This is a genomic window from Streptomyces sp. NPDC093586, from assembly GCF_044764905.1.
Classification (GTDB): Bacteria; Actinomycetota; Actinomycetes; order Streptomycetales; family Streptomycetaceae; genus Streptomyces.
Genome location: NZ_JBIWJA010000045.1, coordinates 1 through 21,597, shown reverse-complemented (window position 1 = coordinate 21,597; position 21,597 = coordinate 1). Strand labels below are relative to the sequence as shown.

Sequence of the window (21,597 nt, the reverse complement as noted above, 5' to 3'; positions counted from 1 at the left end):
ATGAACGCCCAGGCGAACGAGGACCGGCTGCGGCGGGCCATGGCCGCAGTCCTGCAGCTCCAGCAGCGCAATGCCGAACTGGAGGAGCGGCTGCGCGAACCGGCCGCGATCGTCGGCATGGCCTGCCGGCTGCCCGGCGGGGTCGGCACACCGCACGAGTACTGGCAGCTGCTGGCCGAGGGCCGCGACGCCATCGGGCCGCTGCCGGCCCGCTGGGAGGGACTCGACCTGTACGACCCCGACCCGCAGGCCGCCGGGAAGAGCTACGCCGACCAGGGCGGGTTCCTGGACGATCTGGAGCAGTTCGACGCCGACCTGTTCGGGATCTCACCGCGCGAAGCGGTGTCGATGGACCCGCAGCAGCGGCTGGTGCTGGAGGCGTCCTGGGAGGCGCTGGAGCGCTCCGGGATCCGCCCGGACGCCCTCACCGGCAGCCGCACCGGCGTCTACCTGGGCTGCATGCGCTCCGACTACGACACCGGCAACGCGCCCCTCGACGTCCTCGACGGCTACCAGGGCACCGGTATCTCCGGCAGTGTCGTCTCCGGCCGTGTCTCGTACGCGCTCGGCCTGCAGGGCCCGGCGCTGACCATCGACACCGCCTGTTCCTCCTCGCTGGTCGCCATCCACTCCGCCGTCGCCGCGCTGCGCACCGGGGAGTGCGACCTGGCGCTGGCGGGCGGCGTGACGGTGATGAGCTCGCCCGCCATGTTCGTGGAGTCCAGCAGGCTCGGCGCGATGGCGCCCGACGGGCGCTGCAAGAGCTTCTCGGCCGCCGCCGACGGCGCCATCTGGTCCGAGGGCGTCGGCATCCTCGTGCTGAAGCGGCTGTCGGACGCGCAGCGCGACGGGGACCGGATCCTCGCCGTGGTGCGCGGGTCGGCCGTCAACCAGGACGGGCGCAGCCAGGGTCTGACCGCGCCCAACGGGCCCGCCCAGCAGCGGGTGGTGCGGGACGCGCTGGCCGCCGCGCGGCTGAACCCGGCGGACATCGACGCCGTCGACGCGCACGGCACCGGCACCCCGCTCGGCGACCCCATCGAGGCGGGCGCGCTGGCCGAGGTGTTCGGCCCGGAACGCGACCCGGACCGGCCGCTGTGGCTGGGCTCGTCGAAGTCGAACATCGGGCACACCCAGGCCGCGGCGGGTGTGGCCGGGGTGATGAAGATGGTGCTGGCGCTGCAGCAGGAGAGTCTGCCGAAGACCCTGCACGCCGACGAGCCCAGCCCGCACGTCCCGTGGGAGGGCAGCGGGCTGGCACTGCTGCGGGAGCCGGTGCCCTGGCCGCGCGGCGAACGCGTGCGCCGGGCCGGGGTGTCGTCGTTCGGCATCAGCGGCACCAACGCCCATGTCGTCCTGGAGGAGGCCCCCGCCCCGCGGCCCGCCGAGACCGCCGAGACCGCCGAGACCGCCGAGACCGCCGGGCCCGCCGAGACCGCCGGGGCCGGCGCCCTGCCGCTGCTGCTGTCGGGCCACGACCCGCAGGCGCTGCGCGCCCAGGCGACCCGCTGGGCGGGCTGGCTGGAGGAGCACGGCACGGACACCGCCTGGCAGGACGTCGTGCGCACCGCCGCGCTGCATCGCGCGCAGCTGCCGGCCCGGGCGTGCGTGTACGCCGACGGCCCGGCCGCGGCCGCCGAGGCGCTGCGCGCGCTGGGGGACGGCGCCGTGCACCCCGCGGTCGTCACCGGTGAGGCCCGTGAGCGGGGCAAGCCCGTCTTCGTCTTCCCCGGGCAGGGCTCGCAGTGGGTGGGCATGGGCCGTGAACTCCTCGCCGAGAGCGCGGTGTTCCGGGCCGCCGCGCAGGAGTGCGACGCCGCCCTGCGGCCGTGGACCGGCTGGTCGGTCCTCGACGTGCTGCGCGGCGAGGCCGACGCCGAGCTGAACCTGGAGCGCATCGATGTGCTCCAGCCCGCCCTGTTCACGGTGATGATCGGCCTGGTGGCGGTGTGGCGGTCGCTGGGCGTCGAGCCCGCCGCGGTCGTCGGCTCCAGCCAGGGCGAGGTGCCCGCCGCGGTCGTGGCGGGCGCGCTGTCGCTGGCCGACGGCGCCCGGCTGACCGCGCTGCGCTCCCAGGGACAGCTGCGCGAGTGCAGCGGCCGGGGCGCGATGGCGCTGGTGGAGCTGCCGGTCTCCGAGGTGGAGCGGCTGATCGCCCCCTACGGCGCCGCGCTGTCGATCGCCGTGGTCAACACCGAGGCGTCCGCCGTCGTCTCCGGCGACGTGGACGCCGTCGAGTCGCTGCTGGCCTCGCTCGCGGACACGGACGTCTTCAGCCGCCGTATCGCCTCCGACACCGCCGGGCACAGCGCGCACATCGACCCGATGCTGCCCTGGCTCGCCGAGGAGCTCGCCGGGCTGCGGCCCGCCGGCTGGAGCGTGCCGTTCTACTCGACCGTCACCGGCGCCGTCCTGGAGGGCACCTCGCTGGACGGCGCCTACTGGTGCCGCAACGCCCGCGAGACGGTCCGTATGGACCGGGCGCTGCGCGCGCTGGTCGCCGACGGGTTCGACGTGTTCGTGGAGATCTCCCCGCACCCCGTGCTCGGCATGGCGCTGACCAGCGCGACCGCCGAGGCGGAGGGCGCGGTCGTCGGCAGCCTGCGCCGCGGGCACGGCGGGCTGGACCAGGTGCTGCGCTCGCTGGGTGCCCTGCACGCGCAAGGGTGCGCGGTGGGCTGGCCGGCGGTCCTCGGCACACTGCCGCGCTCCGGCGCCGCGGAGCTGCCCACCTACGCCTTCCAGCACCGCCCGTACTGGACCGACGTCGTCGGCCACCACCTCGCCGCCCCCGGCACCCGCCGCACGGCCGCCCCCGCCGCCACGGCCGACGGGGACGCGGGCTCCGGCGCCCCCGGCCCGTCCGCGCTGCGCGCGCGGCTCGCCGCGCTCGACGAGGACGCCCGCGCCGAGGCGCTGTGCGAGACGGTGAGCCGGGAGGCGGCCGCGGTGCTCGGCGCGCCGGAACCGGTGCCGGCCGGCAAACGGCTGCCCGAGCTGGGCCTGGACTCGATCATGGCGCTCCAGCTGCGCAACCGGCTCGTCGAACTCCTCGACGCCGAGCTGCCCACCAACCTCGCCTTCAAGCACCCCACCCCCCGCGACATCGCCGCCCACCTGCTGGGCCTGGACCTGGACCTGGACGCCGCGCCCGCCCGGCCGGTGCTGGAGCGCGCCGACCGCACCGGGGTGTATCCGGCCACCGAGGGGCAGAAGCGGCTGTGGTTCCTGGAACTGATGGACCCGGACAGCGCCCGCTACAACACCCCGCTCGTGCTGCACACCGCCCGCCCGCTCGACCCGCGGCTCCTCGCGGACGCCCTGCGCGGGGTGATGGCCCGGCACGAGGCGCTGCGCACGGGCCTGGAGTCCCGTGACGGCGAGCTGGTGCAGGTCGTGCACGACGACCCCGTGCTGCCGTTCACGCACGAGGACCTCACCGGCGCCACGCCCGAGGAGATCGACGAGCGGCTCGCGCGCGAGGAGACCACGCCCTTCGACCTGGGCGGCCCGAGCCTGCTGCGCTGCACCCTGCTGGAGGTGCCCGAGGGCGGGCTGCTGTGCCTGACGCTGCACCACGCCGTCACCGACGGCTGGTCGCTGACCCTGCTCACCAGGGAGCTGCACGACGCCTACCGGGCGGCGGCCGAGGGCCGCGAGGCCGCAGAGAACGCGGTGGGAGCCGACGGTTTCCAGCTCGGCGACTACGCGCTGTGGGAGCGACGCGCCGTCGAGGACGGCCGCTTCGCCCCCGCGGTGGAGAGCCTCGCCGCCGCGCTGGACGGTGTGGGCCGGCTGGACCTGCCGCCCGCGGACGGCGGGCCGGGCGGCTCGGTGCCCCTCGCGGTGCCCGCCGACGTGCACGCCGGGGTGGAGGAGATCGCGGCGCGGGCGTCGGTGACCCCGTACACGGTGTACGCGACCGCGTTCGCGGTGCTGCTGGCGCGGACCACGGGCACGCGGGACTTCGCGGTCGGCACGGTGTGGGCGAACCGTCAGCTCGCCGGGACGCAGCAGCTCGCCGGGTTCCTCGTCAACACGCTGCCGCTGCGCTTCCAGCTGGACGGCGACCCGCTGTTCACGGACGTGCTGGCGGCGACCGCGCCCAGGGTGCTGGAGCTGCTGGAGCGACAGGACGTACCGCTGACGGAGCTGGTGCGGGTCTCGGGCGGTGCGCGTACCGGCGAGGAGAACCCGCTGTTCCGCGCCGTCTTCAACTACCGGGCCTCCGCGCTGCCGGAGCTCGGCGAGGGCGCGCACGCCTGGACCCCCACCGAGGACGGTGCCGTCGGCGGCGGCCCGCGCGGGGTTGCCAAGGCCGATGTCGGCCTCACCCTCGCGCCGGGCGCCGGAGGCGGTCTGCGCGGCGAACTGGAGTTCCTGCCGGGGGTGCTGGACGAGGAGTCGGCGCTGCGGCTGGCCGCGGGCCTGCGGGCGCTGCTGGCGGACGTGGTGACGGACGCCGCGCGGCCGGTGGGCGAGCTGACGGTGATCGACGACGCCGGGCTGGCGTGGCTGCGCGAGCGTGGCGGTACGGCTTCGGGGACGGTGTCGGCGCCCTCGGCCCTGGAACGGATCGTGGCCCGGGCACGGACGGCTCCGGACGCGGTGGCGCTGGTCACGGACGACGGTGAGCTGACCTATCGTGCGCTGCTGGCGCGGGCGTGGGCGATGGCCGGGCACCTGCGGTCGGCGGGTGCGGGCCGCGAGAGTCTGGTCGGTGTCCATCTGCCCCGGTCGGCCGACCTGGTGGTGGCGGTGCTGGCGACCTGGCTGGCCGGCGGCGCGTACGTACCGCTCGACCCGGAGTACCCCAAGGCCCGCCTGGAGCACGTGATCGGCGACAGCCGGCTCGGCGTGGTGGTCTCCACCCGCGACGGCGCCGGGGAGATCGCCGACGACCGGGTCCAGGTGCTGCTGGCGGACGCCCTGCCGGACCTCCCGCCGGACGCGGAGATCCCGGAGCCGCAGTCGCTGCCGGAACTGTCGGACCTGGCGTACGTGATCTACACGTCGGGGTCGACGGGACTGCCGAAGGGCGTGCAGCTGGAGCACGCGCAGTTCGCGAACTTCTGCTCGGCGATGGACGAGCGGATCGGCGGCGGCGCGGGCGACACCTGGCTGGCGGTGACGAGCCTGTCGTTCGACATCTCCACCCTGGAACTGCTGTGGACGCTGACCCGCGGCTACCGCGTGGTCGTCGCCCAGGGCGGCCCGGCCGCCTGGACGGACTACCTGCCCTACGCCCCCACCCACCTGCAGTGCACACCGTCGCTGGCCCGGATGCTGCTCGCCGACACCGACGGACGCGCCCTGGTGCAGGGCCTGGACCGGATGCTCGTCGGCGGCGAGGCCCTCGACCGCGGCCTGGCCCGCAGGCTGCTGCGGCTGTGCCCGCACGTGATGAACATGTACGGGCCGACCGAGACCACCGTGTGGTCGGCGGCCTGGGACGTCCGGCCCGGCGAGGTCGCCCTCGGCGAACCCCTGGTCAACAACGTGCTGTACGTACTGGACGCGGACCGGCGGCGGGTGCCGCGCGGCACCCGGGGCGAGCTGTGGATCGGCGGCCTGCAGGTGGCCCGCGGCTATCTGCACCGGCCCGAGCTGAACGCCGAGCGGTTCGTCGACGACCCGTTCACCCCGGGCGGGCGCATGTACCGCACCGGTGACGTGGTGCGCTACCGGGCCGACGGCAGCCTGGAGTTCTGCGGGCGGGTGGACGCGCAGGTCAAGCTGCGCGGTCACCGGATCGAGCTGGGGGAGATCGAGGCGGTCGCCGCCGAGCACCCGGCCGTCACCGAGGCCGCCGCGGTGGTGCGCGAGGACATACCCGGCGACCCCCGGCTGTGCCTGTACTACACGACCGGCCGCACCGTGGCCGAGGACGACGTGCGGGCGCTGCTGGCCGGCCGGCTGCCCGTCTACATGGTCCCGGCCCGGCTGGTCCGCATGGACGAGCTGCCGCACACCCCGAACAAGAAGGTCGACCGGAACGCCCTGCTCGCGCTCCAGGCGCCGCAGACGCGGGCGCCGTCCACCGCGGCGGCGGACGGCGACAGCGTGGAGGGGCTGGTCACCGGGGCGTGGGCGGAGGTCCTGGACACCGCGCACATCGACCCGGACAAGGGCATCTTCGAGCTCGGCGCCACCTCCATGACGGCCCTGCAGGCCCACAAGATCATCTGTGCGGGCCTGGGACGGGAGTTCCCGCTGTCGGCGCTGTTCCGCTACCCGACCGTGCGCCGGCTCGCCGCGTACCTGCGCGACGGCTCGGCGCCGACGCTGCTCAGGCAGCGGGCGGCGGCCCGGCGCGAGCGCGACGGCGAGGACGCGGTCGCGGTCGTCGGCATGGCCTGCAAGCTGCCCGGTGCCCCCGACCTGGACACCTTCTGGACCAACCTGCGCGGCGGGGTGGAGTCCATCACCCGCTTCACCGACGACGAACTGCGCGAGGCGGGCGCCACCGAGGAGGAACTCGCCGACCCGAACTACGTGCGCGCCCGCGGCCTGATCGACGGACCCGACCTGTTCGACGCCGCGTTCTTCGACTACTCGCCCGCCGAGGCGCTGGTGATGGACCCGCAGCACCGGCTGTTCCTGGAGTGCGCCTGGCAGGCACTGGAGCACTCCGGCATCGTCCCGCGCACCTTCGACGGCAAGGTGGCCGTCTTCGGCGGCACCGGCTACGGCGGCTACCCGCAGGAGCCCGCCGAGGACCTGTCGTCGTTCTACCGCTCGATGATCGGCGGCAAGAGCGACTACCTGGCCACCCGCGTCGCCCACAAGCTGGACCTGCGCGGCCCCGCGCTGACCGTGCAGACCGCCTGCTCCACCGGTCTGGTGGCCGCCCACCTGGCCCGCGAGAGCCTGCTGCGCGGCGAGTCCGACGTCGCCCTGGTCGGCGCCTCCTCGCTGACCATCCCGCTCAGACAGGGCTTCGTGCACCAGGAGGGCCTGGTCGTCTCGCCCGACGGCAAGTGCCGTGCCTTCGACGAGAAGGGCGCCGGGACCGTCTTCGGCAGCGGCGCCGGTGTGCTGGTGCTGCGCCGGCTGGCCGACGCCGTCGAGGCCGGGGACACCGTGTACGCCGTCCTGCGCGGCAGCGCCGTCAACAACGACGGCGCCGACAAGGCCGGCTTCACCGCCCCCAGCGTCCAGGGCCAGGCCTACGTCATCGCCGAGGCACAGGCGGCGGCCGGGGTCGATGCCGCCTCCATCGGCTTCGTCGAGGCGCACGGCACCGCCACCGCGCTGGGCGACCCGATCGAGGTGCAGGCGCTGCAGCAGGTGTTCGGCGCCGTCGAGCGCGAGGAGCCGTGCGCGATCGGCTCGGTGAAGACGAACATCGGGCACGCCGACGCCACCGCGGGCGTGGCCGGCCTGATCAAGGCGGCGCTCATGGTGCACCACGGGGAGCTGGTGCCGAGTCTGAACTTCGAGCACCCCAACCCCGAGATGGGGATGGACCCCAACCTGTTCCACGTGAACACCGAGACCCGGCCCTGGCAGCAGGAGCAGGGCCCGCGGCGGGCGGGCGTGTCCTCGTTCGGCATCGGCGGCACCAACGCCCACCTGGTGCTGGAACAGGCCCCCGCGAGCGACACGGCGCCCCCCGCACCGGCTCCGGCCGCCCTGCCGGTGGTGCTGTCGGCGCGCGACGAGAGGGCGCTCGCCGAACAGGCCGGGCGCTGGGCCGACTGGCTGCGCCGCAACCCCGGCACCGCGCTCGGCGACGTGGCCCGTACGGCCGCCACCCGCCGGACGCACTTCACCCACCGGGCCGCGGTCACCGCGTCGGACGTGCCGGAGCTGGTGCAGGCGCTGACCGCGCTGGCCGAGGACCGCTCGCACGCCGCGCTGACCCGGGCCACGGCACGGCCGCGGGGCGGACCGGTGTTCGTCTTCCCCGGCCAGGGCGCCCAGTGGGACGGCATGGCGCGCGACCTGCTCGACCGGTCGGCGGCGTTCGCCGAGACGGTCGGCGCGTGCGACGCGGCCCTCGCCGGGCTCACCGGCTGGTCGGTGACCGACGTGCTGCTGGACCGGGCCGCGCCGGAGCTGACCATGGACCGGCTGGACGTCAACCAGCCGGTGATGTTCACCCTGTACGTCGCCCTCGCCGCGGCCTGGCGCGAACTGGGCGTGGAGCCGGCCGCGGTGGTCGGCCACTCGCAGGGCGAGGTCGCGGCGGCGGTGGTGGCCGGAGCGCTCACCCTCGCCGAGGGCGCCCGGATCGTCGCGGTGCGCAGCCGCGCCCTGCAGGGCGTGGCCGGCGTGGGCGCGATGGCGGTGGTGGAGCTGCCGCTGGAGCAGGTGCGCGAGCGGATCGCCCGGTTCGGCGGGACGGTGTCGGTCGCGGCCGTCAACACCCCGTCGTCGGTGGCGGTCTCGGGCGAGGCCGAGGCGATCGAGGACCTGCTGTTCGAACTGGACGACGACGACGTGGTGTGCGGGAAGCTGGAGGCGCCGGTCGCCTCGCACAGTCACCACATGGACGCCCTGCTGCCCGCCCTGGAGGCGGAACTGGCCGCACTCGCCCCCCGGCCGGGCGACATCCCGTTCTGCTCGACCGTGACCGGCGGCCTGCTGGACGGCAGCGCGCTGGACGCCGGCTACTGGTCGCGCAACCTGCGCGAGCCGGTCCGCCTCGACCTCGCCCAGCAGGCCCTGCTCGAGACGGGACTGGAGAGCTTCGTCGAGGTCAGCCCGCACCCGGTGCTGGCGATGCCGCTGACCGAGGGCAGCGAGCGGGCCGTCGTGGCGGGCACGCTGCGCCGCGGCCACGGCGGGCACACGGAGTTCCTGCGCACCCTGGGCGTGCTGCACGCCCACGGCCACGCGGTGGACTGGACGCGGGTGCTGCCCGAGGCCCGGGTCGCGGCACTGCCGACGTACGCCTTCCAGCGCCGTAGCTACTGGCTCGAGGACACCCGCCCCGCCCGGGACGCGGCGGTCGACCGTTCGTTCTGGGACGCCGTCGGCGACCAGGAGGCCGCGACGATCGCCGAACTGCTGGACGCCCCCGAGCGGCTGCGGGGCAGCATCGAGGAGCTGCTGCCGCTGCTGAACTCCTGGTGGCGGCGCCAGGGAGCCGACTCGCGGATCGCCGGGTGGCTGTACGAGGACACCTGGCGGCCGGTGCCCGCGGGTGAGCCGCGCGCGGTCCCCGGCAGCATCGCCCTGGTCACCGTCGAGGGCGAGGAGCAGGCTGCCGACGCGCTCGAGGAGGCGCTGAGCGCCGCGGGCGCCCGGGTGCACCGGATGCCCGGCACGACGGACCGGGAGGCAGCCGCGGCGGCGCTCGCCGCGCTGCCCGAGCCGCCGGACGCGGTCCTCACCCTGGCCTCCCTGGACGTCACCGCCGGACCGGGCGGCACCACCCGTGGCTTCCTCGCCGCGCTCGCCCTGCTCCAGGCCCTCGGCGACACCTCGCTCGCCGTTCCCCTCTGGGCGCTGACCCGTGGCGCGGTCGCCGCCGACGGCACCGTCCCCGACCCGGCCGCCGCGCTGGTCGGCGGCCTCGGCCGGGTGGCGGCCCTGGAGGACCCGCTGCGCTGGGGCGGCACCCTCGACCTCGCGCCCGAGCCGTACGACGGCTGGGCCGCCCAGGTCGTCGCCGCGCTGGTGAGCGGCGACCACGAGGACCAGTGCGCGCTGCGCCCGGCCGGCCGGTTCGTGCGGCGTCTGGAGCGGACCGCGCCCCGCGCGGCGGGCGGCGACTGGACCACCCGCGGCACCGCGCTGATCACCGGCGGGCAGGGCGCGCTCGGTCTGCACCTGGCCCGCCGGCTCGCCGATCGCGGCGCCGAGCGCATCGTGCTGGCCTCCCGGCGTGCCGCCGCCACCGACGGCACCGAGGCCCTCGCGGCCGAACTCGCCGAGCGGGGCGTCGAACTGGCCCTCGAGGCGTGCGACGTCACCGACCGCGGGCAGGTCGCCGCGCTGGTCGCCCGCAGCGCCGCCGACACCGCCCGCCCGCTGTCCGTCGTCGCCCACCTCGCGGGCGTCTCCCGCCTCGCGGCCGTGGGCGACCTCACCGCCGAGGCGGCGGCCGACGAGATCGCCGCGAAGGTGCTCGGCGCCCGGTATCTGCACGAGGCGCTCACCGGCGTCGACCTGGACGCCTTCCTGCTGTACGGCAGCGGCGCCAGCCTGTGGGGCGGCGCGGGCCAGGCCGCCTACGGCGCCGCGAACACGGCGCTGGACGCCCTCGCCCGGCAGCGCCGCGCCCAGGGCCTGCCCGCCACCGTGCTGCACTGGGGCGGCTGGGCCGGCGGCGGCATGGTCTCCGAGGAGGCCGAGCAGGCCGCCCGCGCGCGCGGCCTGCGCTCCATGCCGCCCGTCCGTGCGCTGGACGCCCTCGACCTGGCGCTGCGCTCCGGCAGCGTGGCGCTCGGTGTCGCCGACATCGACTGGACGGTGTTCGCCCCCGCCTATCGCGCCGCCCGGCCGCGCCCGCTGCTCGACGGCATCGACGAGGCCCGGCCCGCCCCGGAGCAGGGCCTCGCCGAGGACCCCGGGGCCGGACGCGAGCTGCGCCTGCGGCTGGCCGCGCAGGACGCCGAGGAGCGCCTGCGCACGGTCACCGGCCTGGTCCGCGACGAGGTCGTGCCCGTCCTCGGCGTCGCGGCCGGCGACCTGCCCGACGAGCAGCCGCTGCAGCAGATCGGCCTGGACTCCCTGATGGCCGTCACCCTGCGCAACCAGCTCATCCGGGTGACCGGGCTGCCGGTCACCACGGAGCTGATCCTCCGGCACGCCAGCTGCGCGGGCATCGCCGCCCGTCTGCTCGAGGACCTGCGGCCCGAGGACGCCGCGCCGGCCGGGGAGCGCCGGCCGGCCGCGGCCGGGTCGTGGCTGCGGGTGCTCAAGCCCGCCGAGCGGCCCCGCGCCCGGGTGCTGTGCGTGGCCGGGATGGGCGGCACCACCGGCGGCTACGTGCCGCTGGTGCGCCAGCTGCCCGACGACGTCGAGCTGATCGGCGTCCAGCTGCCCGGCCGCGAGGCCCGGGCGGACGAGCCGGCGGTGACCGACATGATGGCCGTCGCCGACCAGGTCGTCGCCGCCCTCGGCGAGCTGCTCGACGTGCCGGTCGTGCTCTACGGCCACAGCCAGGGCTCGTGGCTGTGCTGGGAGGTCGCGCACCGGCTCGCGCACCGCCCGGGCGTGCCGCCGCTGGCGCTGGTCGCCGCGTGCGCGCTGCCACCGCTCGCCGAGCCGACCGCGGGGCTCGCCCGGCTCGCCGAACTCACCGCCGACGGGGACTTCGGCCAGGTCGCGCTCGACGAACTCGCCGGGATCTTCCGGGGACTGCTGCCGGACCAGATCCTCGACAGCGAGGAACTCCTCGCCGAGTACGTCGACCGGCTGCGCGCCGACACCGTCCTCGCCGAGAGTCACCGCAGCGTGCTGCGCGGCGTCTCCCGCGCCCCGCTCGGGGTGCCGGTCCTCGCCGTGGAGGGCAGCGACGACCCGGTGCTGCCCGCGGGAGCCATGCAGGTGTGGCAAGAACTGACCGACGGCCCCTTCACCCGTACCGCCATCGACGGCACCCACGCCGCGCCGATCGTCAACACCGAGGCGATGGCGGACCAGCTCATGAACGTGATCAGGCACATCGCAACCTTGGAGGAGCCCCATGCCTGAGACAGTCCGCCCCGACGGGGCGCGGATCCACTACGAGGTGCACGGCGACGGCTTCCCCGTGCTGCTCCTGGCGGACGGAGCCGCAGGCAGCGACAGCGCCTCCTGGGAGGAGAACTTCTACCACCCGGTCGCCGAACTCGCCGGGCGCTTCCGGGTGGTCGGCGTGGACCTGCGGCACACCGGCCGCTCGGCGGCCGTGCCGTTCGAGCCCTTCTCCTACGAGCAGCACGCCGCCGACCTGGTGGCCGTCCTGGACGACGCGGGCGTGGCCGAGGCGCACGTGGTCGCCGCCGGTTCCGGTACGGCGGTGGCGTGGCGGCTCGCCCACGACGCCCCCGCCCGGGTGCGGTCCGTGGTCGCGGAGCGGCCCGTCGGGCTCGACGCCTCCAACACCCTCGGCGACTTCCTCGGCACCTATGACGAGCCGATGCGGTACGCCCGCGCCGAGGGCATCGCCGGTGTCCTCGCCGCCGCCGAACGCGACGGCAGCTTCACCCGCAACCCGCAGGCGGGCCCGTACGCGGCACGGCTGGCCGCCGACGCGGAGTTCCGGCAGGAGATCGCGGCGCTGCGCCGCGAGCGCTACATCGTCTCCCTGGTCCGCCACCGCGACGGCATGTGGCCGGCCGGTTCGCCGTACTTCTCCGTGCCCGAGCAGTGGCCGGCCGGCCTCGGCCGCCCGCTGCTGGTCCTCGCCGGGGACGGCCCGCTGAGTCCGGAGGGCGTGGCCAAGCGGCTCGCCGACGAGGTGCCCGGCGCCCGGTTGCTGGACCCGGGCCACGCCGACGCCGACCGCCGTGCGGACACCGTGGCCACGATCGTCTCCTTCCTGAACGAGCACACGCCCGCCCCTGCTGAGGACCGATGACCATGCTCACCCTCGACTCTCTCGACATCACCGACGAGGCCGCCTACGCGGCGGCCGGCGGCTACCCGTACGCGGAGTTCGACCTGCTGCGGCGCGAGGCGCCGGTGTTCTGGTACCGGCGGCCCGGATTCGAGCCGTTCTGGGTGCTGACCCGGCACGAGGACATCGCCTGGGTGTCCCGCAACCCGAAGATCTTCTCCAGCGCACAGCGAGTCACCCTCGACACCGCCGAGGCCGTCGACATGTTCGAGATCCAGCTCGAACAGCGCGCCCGGATGTTCGGGCACGGCCCCGACCTGCCGCCGGCCCTGTCGTACATGGACCCGCCCCGCCACCGCCATCTGCGCCAGGTGATGGCCCCCTGCTTCACCCCGAAGGCCATCGCCGAGCTGGAGGAGCGCTTCCACGAGCTGGCCCGCGGGTACGTCGCCGAGTTCACCGCCCGGCTCGACGAGCACGGCGAGGCCGACGTGGCCCGCCACCTGTCCGCCCGGCTGCCGGTGGCGGCGATCTGCGAGCTGGTCGGCGCCCCGCTGAAGGACTGGGACGACATCTTCGAGTGGACGGAGGGCACGACGGGTGCCGCCGACCCGGAGAACCAGCGCGAGGGCGAGGACGCGGAGGCCACCTTCGCCCGCAACATGACCGCCCTCAACGGTTATGTGGCGCAGCTGGTGCAGGAGCGCATGGGGCAGATCGACGGCACCGGCACGGACGTGCTCAGCCGGCTGGCCCGCGCCCGCATCGACGGCGAGCCGCTGGCCTTCCACGAGATCCTCTACACGATCTTCAACCTGCTGGTCGCGGGCATCGGCACCACCCGCAACGCCACCACCGGCGGTGTCCAGGCACTCCTGGAACACCCCGAGCAGCTGCGGCTGCTGAGCGAGGACCCCTCGCTGGTGGACGGCGCGGTGGAGGAGATCCTGCGCTGGACGTCGATCGCGGTGAACTTCGTGCGCACCGCCCGTGAGGACACCGAGATCGGCGGGCAGCGCATCCGCAAGGGCGAGACGGTCGCCATGTGGTACCCGGCGGGCAACCGCGACGCGTCGGTCTTCGACGACCCCCACCGCTTCGACATCACGCGGGACGCGCGCGCCCAGGTGGCCTTCGGCGGGCACGGCGAGCACGTGTGCCTGGGCTCGCACCTGGCCCGGCTCGAACTGCGGGCCGTGCTGCGGGCGGTCGTCCCCGTGCTCGCGGAGCTGGAGGCCGTGCGCCGGCCCGAGTTCGGGGTTCTGCACCTCCAGGCGGCCGAGATCAAGCGGCTCGTCGTACGACGCAAGGAGCACTGACCATGACAGACAGCCAGCGGCCGATTCCCACCACGCTGCAGGAATTCGCCGACGGAGACGAGTCCGACCTGAACGTGGTGGCCCCGTGGACGGGCCCCGCGGTGGACCCGGAGACGGGACTGCTGCGCGAACCGCTGCGCGGCCGGCACCTGATAGCGACCTCGGTCGGCTGGCCCAAGCCGGGACATGAGCCGGTGGCCATCCAGCTGAACGAGGCGATCCTCGAGGAACTGTATGTGCGGCCCGGTCTGCTGGCCGTTTCCCTGGCCATTTCCGAGAACAATTTCAACAGCACGCGCAGCCTCAGCATCTGGGAGGACGAGGCGGCGCTGCGCGGCTTCATGAAATCGGAGCCGCACATGGTGGCGGCGCGCCGGGTGAAAGAGCTCATGTTCGACTGGGAGGGCGCTCACTGGATTTCCGAGGAGACCACCGTACTTCCCACGTTCGAGGAGTCGCGGGCCCGGCTCGCGGCCGTACGGGATCCCGGACCGAGCGCATTCGCGTCACCCGGCGAGTGAGCCGGTCCAGGAACCGCTCGAGAACGGCTTGAGAGCCGCTGGAGAATCGCTGGGGAATCCCTCCGGAACCACTCGACACCGGTTCCAGAGGGATTCGAGAATTCCTTGGCAACATCCCTGAAGAACGCTTGAAACGAACCGAGAGGAGTCCGGTACATGACCGCGACCATCGAGGCCGCCCCGCCGCAGGCCCTCACCGACCACTTCCTGCACAGCTTCGACCTCGCCCACGGCATGGTCCTGCAGCTCGCCGAGGACTTCGACGACGCCACCGCCCGTCTCGCCCCGGCCCCGCACAAGCCGCTGGTGTGGTTCCTCGGGCACCTGACCTGCTCCACGGACTACTTCTCCACCCTGCACCAGGGCACCGAGTCGCTGGTCACGGAGGAGTTCTCGCGCCGCTACGCCGGCAACGACAACCAGGACTGGTCCATCGGCCCGTCGCTGGAGGAGATGATCGACCTCTACAAGGCCGTGCACGCCCGTATGCGCGAGTTCGTGGCGGGCCTCGCCCCCGCCGACCTGGACAGGGAGTCCCCGCTGGAGCCCTTCGGCGACGACCGGCTGAAGAACCTCGGGAAGGCGCTCGCCATCATCCAGATGCACGACGCCTACCACTGCGGCCAGATCGGCTGCCTGCGGGTGGCGCTCGGAAAGCACGTTCCCTTCTAGGCCGCCGCACTCCGGGGCGCGTCGCCCCGGGGCGCTGCTACGGTGAAGCAGGAATTCGCCCGCAGCGTCCGACGCGCCTCGGAGGAGAAAACTCATGTCGTCTCACATCGCCTTTTTCAACTTTCCGGCGATCGGCCATGTGAATCCCACGCTGGGGGTCGTGGAAGAACTGGTGAAGCGCGGTCACCGGGTTACCTGCACGGTGACCGAGCATTTCGTTCCGGCAGTGACCGGAGTGGGTGCCGAACCGGTCGTCTACGAATCGGTTTTCGGTGATTTCTACCGGAGTCCGTACACGGCCGAGGCGAACGCCGGCGAGGGACTGCGCTGTCTGAACGAGGCGACGTCCCTGGTGGAGCAGGTGGGCGCGTTCTACGAGAAGAACAAGCCGGATGTCATCGCGCACGACTTCATGGCCTGGGGAGCCCGCTTCCACGCCGCGAAGAACGACATCCCGGTGGTCCGGCTGTTCCCGTCGTACGCGTGGAACGAGCACTTCTCGGTCCAGGAGAAGTTCCCGCTCGCCGAGTACTCCGACCCGCAGGTCATGGACATGATCGGGAAGCTGACGGCGCTGCTGCCGGAGTTCGGCCTGCCCGCCGACCCGATGGCGTTCTTCCAGGGCATCGAGAAGCTCGGCATCGTCTTCATGCCCCGTCAGTTCCACTACGAGGGGGAGACCTTCGACGAGCGCTTCGTCTTCGCCGGGCCGTGCCTGGGCGACCGCTCGTTCCAGGGCAGCTGGCAGCCCTCCGGTGAGCGGCCGGTGCTGCTGGTCTCCCTCGGCACGGCGGCCACCGGCTGGCCGGAGTTCTTCTCCGCGGCCGTCGAGGCGTTCCGCGACCTCGAGTGGGACGTCGTCATGGCCGTCGGCGACCACGTCGACCCGGCGGCGCTCGGCGAACTGCCCGCGCACATCCAGGTGCACCGGCACGTGCCGCAGCTCGACGTGCTGCGGCACGCCCGGGCGTTCGTCACCCACGGCGGCATGAACTCCACCATGGAGGCGCTCTACCACGGCGTGCCCATGGTGGTGATCCCGCAGATGAACGAACAGAAGGCCAACGGCATGCGGGTCGACGAGCTGGGCCTCGGCCGTCACCTCGCCAAGGACGACACCACCGCGCAGAGCCTGCGCGCGGCCGTCGAGCAGGTCGCGGGCGACGCGGCCGTCACCGAGCGGGTGCGCTCCCTGAGCGCGTCCATGCAGGCGATCGACGGACCCGCCGTCGCCGCCGACGCCATCGAGACCTTCCTCGCCGCCTCGCGCTGAGCCGGCGGCCCACGGCTCGCACCGAGCCCACGGCTCGCACCGACAGGGGCCCGTGCCCCGGACACCGCTCCGGGACACGGGCCCCCGCGCGTGTCCGCGAACCCCCTCGAGGAAGGCGGGCCGAGGCAGGTTCAAGCGGATGTCGAGCGGCGGCGCCCAGGGTGACAGCGTGCGGGGGACTGCCCTCATGCCTCATGCGGAGCAACCCGTGTCTCATCCGTCTCTCACCTGGAAGGCACCGTGAAGCGACTTCTCAAGATCGCGGGCGTGGTCCTGGCCCTGGGGCTGCTCACCCCCGTCGCCGTGGCCGGCGCGGGCACCGACACCGCGGCGGCCGACACCACGGCGGCCGACACCACGGCGGCCGACACCGCCGGCCACCACCGCGGCAGCACATTCGCCCGGATCGGCTCACTGACCGCCCCTTCGGGCAAGGGCAGCTTCCGTCTCGGCGTGTCCAGCTCCGCCACGCAGATCGAGGACCTGAACCCCGACACCGACTGGTACAAGTGGACCCAGCCCGCCCCGGACGGCATGGGCCGCAGCCCGTTCGTCGGCGACGGCGTCAAGGGCTACAGCAAGGCGCTCGAGGACGTCGGCCTGCTCGAAGACCTCAACGTCGACTCCTACCGGTTCGGCATCGAATGGGCCCGCGTGGAGCCCCGGCGCGGCCAGATCGACGAGGCCGCGCTCGACCACTACAGCGACCAGATCGACGCGCTCCTCGCCCGCGGCATACGCCCGATGATCGTCGTCCACCACTACACCAACCCCGTCTGGGTGGACGACCCCGGGGACCCCGGCTGCGCGGCCGGCCCCTCCGACACCAACCTGTGCGGCCTGGACCACCCGCAGGGCGGCCCGCTGGTCGTCAAGGAGATGGCCGAGCACGCCAAGCTGCTCGCCGAGCGCTTCGGCGACCGCGTCGACGAGTGGGCCACGGTCAACGAGCCCATGGTCTACATGCTGTTCTCGCACGCCTTCGGCGCCGGCCCGCCCGGCAAGGCGGACCTGCCCACCAACTTCTCCACCAAGTTCGTGCCCGCCTTCCGCCAGTACGTCAACGCCCACGCCGCCATGTACAAGGCGATCAAGCAGTACGACCGCGTCGACGCCGACGGCGACGGGCGCGCCTCCGCGGTGGGCCTGACCGCCAGCGTCAAGCAGTACGTCGCCGTCCGTGACGGAAAGATCAGCACCGAGCCGCGGGACATCGCCGCCCGCGACCGCTTCCGCTACTTCTTCGAGCTGAACTTCCTCAACTCGCTGAAGAACGGCAGCTTCGACGCCGACTTCGACGGCACCGCCGACGAGGCCCACCCCGAGTGGAAGGGCACGATGGACTGGCTGGGCATCCAGCTGTACGACCGCACGGGCGTCTCCGAACCCGACGGCGCGGCCCCCTCGCTGCCGGTGATCGACGTCAACGTGTGCGGCAACGCCCCCTGCCTGCCGCTGCTCGACCCGTCGTACTTCGTGCCCGTCATGGGCTACGAGTCCGACCCCGACGGCCTGTACCCGGTCCTGAAGGACTTCGCCGCCCGCTTCCCGGGCGTCCCGCTCGTGGTCAGCGAGTCCGGCATCGCCACCGAGTCCGGCAAGCGCCGCGCCGAGTTCACCGTCCGCGCGCTCCAGCAGATCGAGCGGGTGCGCGCCGAGGGCGTCGACGTCCGCGGCTACTACCACTGGAGCCTGCTGGACAACTTCGAGTGGCTGATGGGCTACACCGCCCGCTTCGGCCTGTACCGGGTGGACCGCACCACCATGGAGCGCATCCCGACGGAGGCCGCGACCGTCTACTCCGAGATCGCCCGCACCCGCTCCCTGACGCCCGCCATCCGCGCGGCCTACGGCGGCAACGGCCCGCTGAGCCCGGAGCCGGGCGGCGACAGCGCCCCGGCACCGGCGGCCGTCGCGCCCCCGGCCGGCGTCCGCAGGGACTGACCCGCCGGCTCCCGCCGCCACCGCGCCCGGGTGCCGCACCGGCACCGGGCGCGGGCGCGGCGGACGCAGTACGGCTCCACCCGGTATCCAGAGCGGCCGCCGACGGTGGGACGGGCACCGTGCACCCCCACACGCGCCCGGCACCGGTCCGCTTCAACGCGCTGGAACACGCTTCGAGAGCTTCGAGGATGAGCAGATGAGCTATGCCCAGGTGAACAGCGGCACCGGCCAGGACGCGACCTCCGCCGAGGACATCACGGCCTTCCTGCGGACGTCGGTCGCGGCCCTGCTGGACGTGACGCCCGAATCCGTCGACACCGGCCGGCCGCTGCGCGACCTCGGGCTGGACTCGATGCGGATCGTGTCCCTCGTCGCCGCCCTCTCGCAGCACCTCGGCCGGCCCGTGCCCGGCTGGGTGGTGTGGCAGTACCCGACGATCGCCGCCGTCGCCGCCCATCTGACCGGCGCCGCCACCGCCCCGAAGGCCCCGGCGGCCCGGGTGCGCGCCGACGACGGCGAACCGATCGCCGTGGTCGGCCTCGGCTGCCGGCTGCCCGGCGGCGTCGACACGCCCGAGCATCTGTGGCAGGCCCTGTGCGAGGGCCTGGACGCGGTCCGCGAGGTGCCCGCCGACCGCTGGAACGCCCAGGAGTGGCTGGACCCCGACCCCCGCGCCCCCGGCAGGATGAGCACCCGCTGGGGCGGCTTCCTCGACGACGTCTCCCGCTTCGACGCCGAACTGTTCCGCATCTCCCCGGCCGAGGCCCGGCACATGGACCCCCAGCAGCGCATGGCGCTCGAGGTCGCCTGGGCCGCCCTGGAGGACGCCCGGATCGTGCCCGGCTCCCTGTCCGGCAGCCGCACCGGCGTGTTCCTCGGCGCGATGGCGCAGGAGTACCACCTGGCCACCGGCGCCGACCCGGACGCCATCGGCACCCACTCCGCCGTCGGCTGGGACAACTCGATCATCCCCGCCCGCATCGCCTACACCCTCGGCCTCCAGGGCCCGGTGATGGCCGTCGCCACCGCGTGCAGCTCCTCCCTCACCGCCACCCACCTCGCGGTCCAGAGCCTGCGCCGCGGCGAGAGCGACCTCGCCCTCGCCGGCGGCGTCAACGTGATGCTGCACCCGCACACCACCGTCGCCATGACGAAGTTCGGCGGCATGAACCCCGACGGCCAGTGCCGCGCCTTCGACGCCGGCGCCGCCGGATACGTCCGCGGCGAGGGCTGCGGCGTCGTCGTCCTGCGCCGCCTGTCCGACGCGCTCGCCGCCGGGGACCGCGTCTACGCCGTCATCCGCGGCACCGCCGTCAACAACGACGGCGCCTCCAACGGGCTGACCGCCCCCAACCCGCAGGCCCAGGCCGACGTCCTGCGCGCCGCCTGGCAGGACGCCGGAGTGGAACCGCGGGACGTCTCCTACGTCGAGGCGCACGGCACCGGCACCCTGCTCGGCGACCCCGTGGAGGCGGAGGCCCTCGGCACCGTCTTCGCCGAAGGCCGCACCGAAGAGCTGCGCCTGGGCTCCGCCAAGACCAACTTCGGCCACCTGGAGCCAGCCGCCGGTGTCGTCGGCCTGCTCAAGACCGCCCTCGCCCTGCACCACGGCGAGCTCCCCGCGAGCCTGCACTTCGACGAGCCCAACCCGCACATCGACTTCGAGCGCAACCGCCTGAGCGTGGTCGCCGAGCACCAGCCCTGGCCCGCGGCCCCCCGCCGCTACGCCGGAGTCAGCGGCTTCGGCTTCGGCGGCACCAACGCCCACGTCGCCCTGGAGGAGGCCCCCTACCGGCGGCGTACGCTCCTGCCCGTCGCCGCCGACGACGAGCAGGCGCTGCACGACACCGTCACCGCCCTCGCCGGCACCGCCACGGCCGCCGCGCCCGGCACCCCGGCCCGGGAGCAGGGCGCCCACCGCGCCGTCGCCGCCGTCACCGGCACCACGGCCGACCTCCTCGCGGGTCCGGTCCGCACCGGCGAACGCCCCCCGCTCGCCTTCCTCTTCTCCGGCCACGGCTCGCAGTGGCTCGGCATGGGCCGCGACCTGCTCGCCGAACCCGCCTTCCGCACCGCCCTGGACGCCTGCGACCACGCCGTACGCCAGTACACCGGCTGGTCCGTCACCGAGGAACTGCTCGCCGACGACGCCCGCTCCCGGCTCGACCGCACCGACGTCGTCCAGCCCGTGCTGTTCTCCGTGCAGATCGCCCTGGCCCGCACCCTGACCGCCTGGGGCCTGGAGCCCGACACCGTGCTCGGACAGAGCGTCGGAGAGGTCGCCGCGGCCGTCGTCGCCGGCGCCCTCGACCTGGACGAGGGCGCCCGCCTGATCACCACCTGGTCCGCGCTGATCACCGAACGCGCCTCCGGCCTCGGTGCCCTGACCGTCTGCGACCTCGACGTCGACGAGGCCGCCGGGCTGGCCCGCGACACCGTCCCCGGCATCAGTGTCGCCGGACACCTCGCCCCCGGCCAGGTCTGCCTGTCCGGGCCCCTGGACGCCGTCACCGCACTCGAACGCCTCCTCGCCGAGCGCGACGTGCGCACCCTGCGCGTCAACATCGACTACGCCTCGCACAGCGACACCCTGCGCGACCTGGCCCCCGAACTCCTGCGGCGCCTCGGCACGGTGCGCGCCCGCACCACGTCCGTCCCCTTCTTCTCCACGGTGCTCGCCGACCACGTCGACGGCACCGCACTGGACGCCGCCTACTGGGCGCGCAACATGTGCGAGCCGATGCTGCTGGCGGAGTCGGTGACCGCGCTCGCCCTCGCCCGGCCCGCCGCCACCCGCGGGCTGCGCGTCGTCGAGATCGCCCCGCACCCCGTCGCCCGGCACTCCGTCGAGCGGACCCTCACCGACCTCGGTGACACCCGCTCCGCGGCCCTCGCCACCTGCCGCCGTGACCGCAGTGCCCGCCGCGACCTGGAGGAGCTCGCCGCGCGGCTGTGGTGCGAGGGGCACGACATCGACTGGGGAGCCGTGCACGGCCGCCAGGAGCGGACCGCCCGTCGCGCGCCCCTGACCCTGACCGTGTCCGGCAAGACCGAACAGGCCCGCGCCGCGAACGCCGCGCTGCTCGCCGACCGCCTCGACGGCGCCACCGAGGGCGACCTCCTCGATGTCGCCGCCACCGCCGCTCGTCACCGTACGCATTTCGAGTATCGGGCCGGTGTCACCGCCGGGTCCGTCGCCGAGGCCGTTGTGGCGTTGCGGGCGTTGGCCGGGGGTCGGGCCCATCCGGATGTCGTGGAGGGGACCGCCGTCTCCGGGGGTCTGGCGGTGTTGTTCACGGGGCAGGGCAGTCAGCGGTTGGGGATGGGGCGTGCGTTGTACGGGGCGTTCCCGGTGTTCCGGGAGGCGTTCGA

The 21,597-nt window shown here is 74.2% G+C and carries 8 protein-coding genes; all 8 read left to right on the top strand.

Annotated features, from left to right (window positions below; translation table 11 throughout):
- Nucleotides 1–11,649, top strand: a complete 11,649-nt coding sequence (locus ACIRFH_RS31580; RefSeq protein ID WP_403528344.1) for an amino acid adenylation domain-containing protein — start codon at nucleotides 1–3, stop codon at nucleotides 11,647–11,649.
- Nucleotides 11,642–12,517 (top strand): alpha/beta fold hydrolase, encoded by an 876-nt coding sequence (locus tag ACIRFH_RS31575; RefSeq protein ID WP_403528341.1) that lies wholly within the window; start codon nucleotides 11,642–11,644, stop codon nucleotides 12,515–12,517. Before ACIRFH_RS31580 ends, ACIRFH_RS31575 begins: the two co-directional genes overlap by 8 nt.
- Nucleotides 12,514–13,815, top strand: coding sequence for a cytochrome P450 (locus tag ACIRFH_RS31570; protein WP_403528338.1), 1,302 nt, complete (start codon nucleotides 12,514–12,516; stop codon nucleotides 13,813–13,815). The genes ACIRFH_RS31575 and ACIRFH_RS31570 overlap by 4 nt, the downstream gene beginning before the upstream one ends.
- A gap of 2 nt (nucleotides 13,816–13,817) precedes the next feature.
- Complete coding sequence (locus ACIRFH_RS31565) at nucleotides 13,818–14,336, top strand: DUF3291 domain-containing protein (protein WP_403528335.1); 519 nt, start codon at nucleotides 13,818–13,820, stop codon at nucleotides 14,334–14,336.
- Nucleotides 14,337–14,492: 156 nt separating this feature from the next.
- Nucleotides 14,493–15,008: a DinB family protein gene (locus ACIRFH_RS31560; protein WP_403528332.1), complete on the top strand. Its 516-nt coding sequence runs from the start codon at nucleotides 14,493–14,495 to the stop codon at nucleotides 15,006–15,008.
- A gap of 94 nt (nucleotides 15,009–15,102) precedes the next feature.
- Entirely contained in the window at nucleotides 15,103–16,281 is a 1,179-nt protein-coding gene (locus ACIRFH_RS31555; protein WP_403528329.1) for a macrolide family glycosyltransferase, read from the top strand.
- Between the two features lie 240 nt (nucleotides 16,282–16,521).
- Nucleotides 16,522–18,225, top strand: a complete 1,704-nt coding sequence (locus tag ACIRFH_RS31550; RefSeq protein WP_403528326.1) for a glycoside hydrolase family 1 protein — start codon at nucleotides 16,522–16,524, stop codon at nucleotides 18,223–18,225.
- Nucleotides 18,226–18,421: 196 nt separating this feature from the next.
- A partial coding sequence (locus ACIRFH_RS31545) for a beta-ketoacyl synthase N-terminal-like domain-containing protein (RefSeq protein ID WP_403528323.1) occupies nucleotides 18,422–21,597 on the top strand: 3,176 nt, incomplete at its 3' end.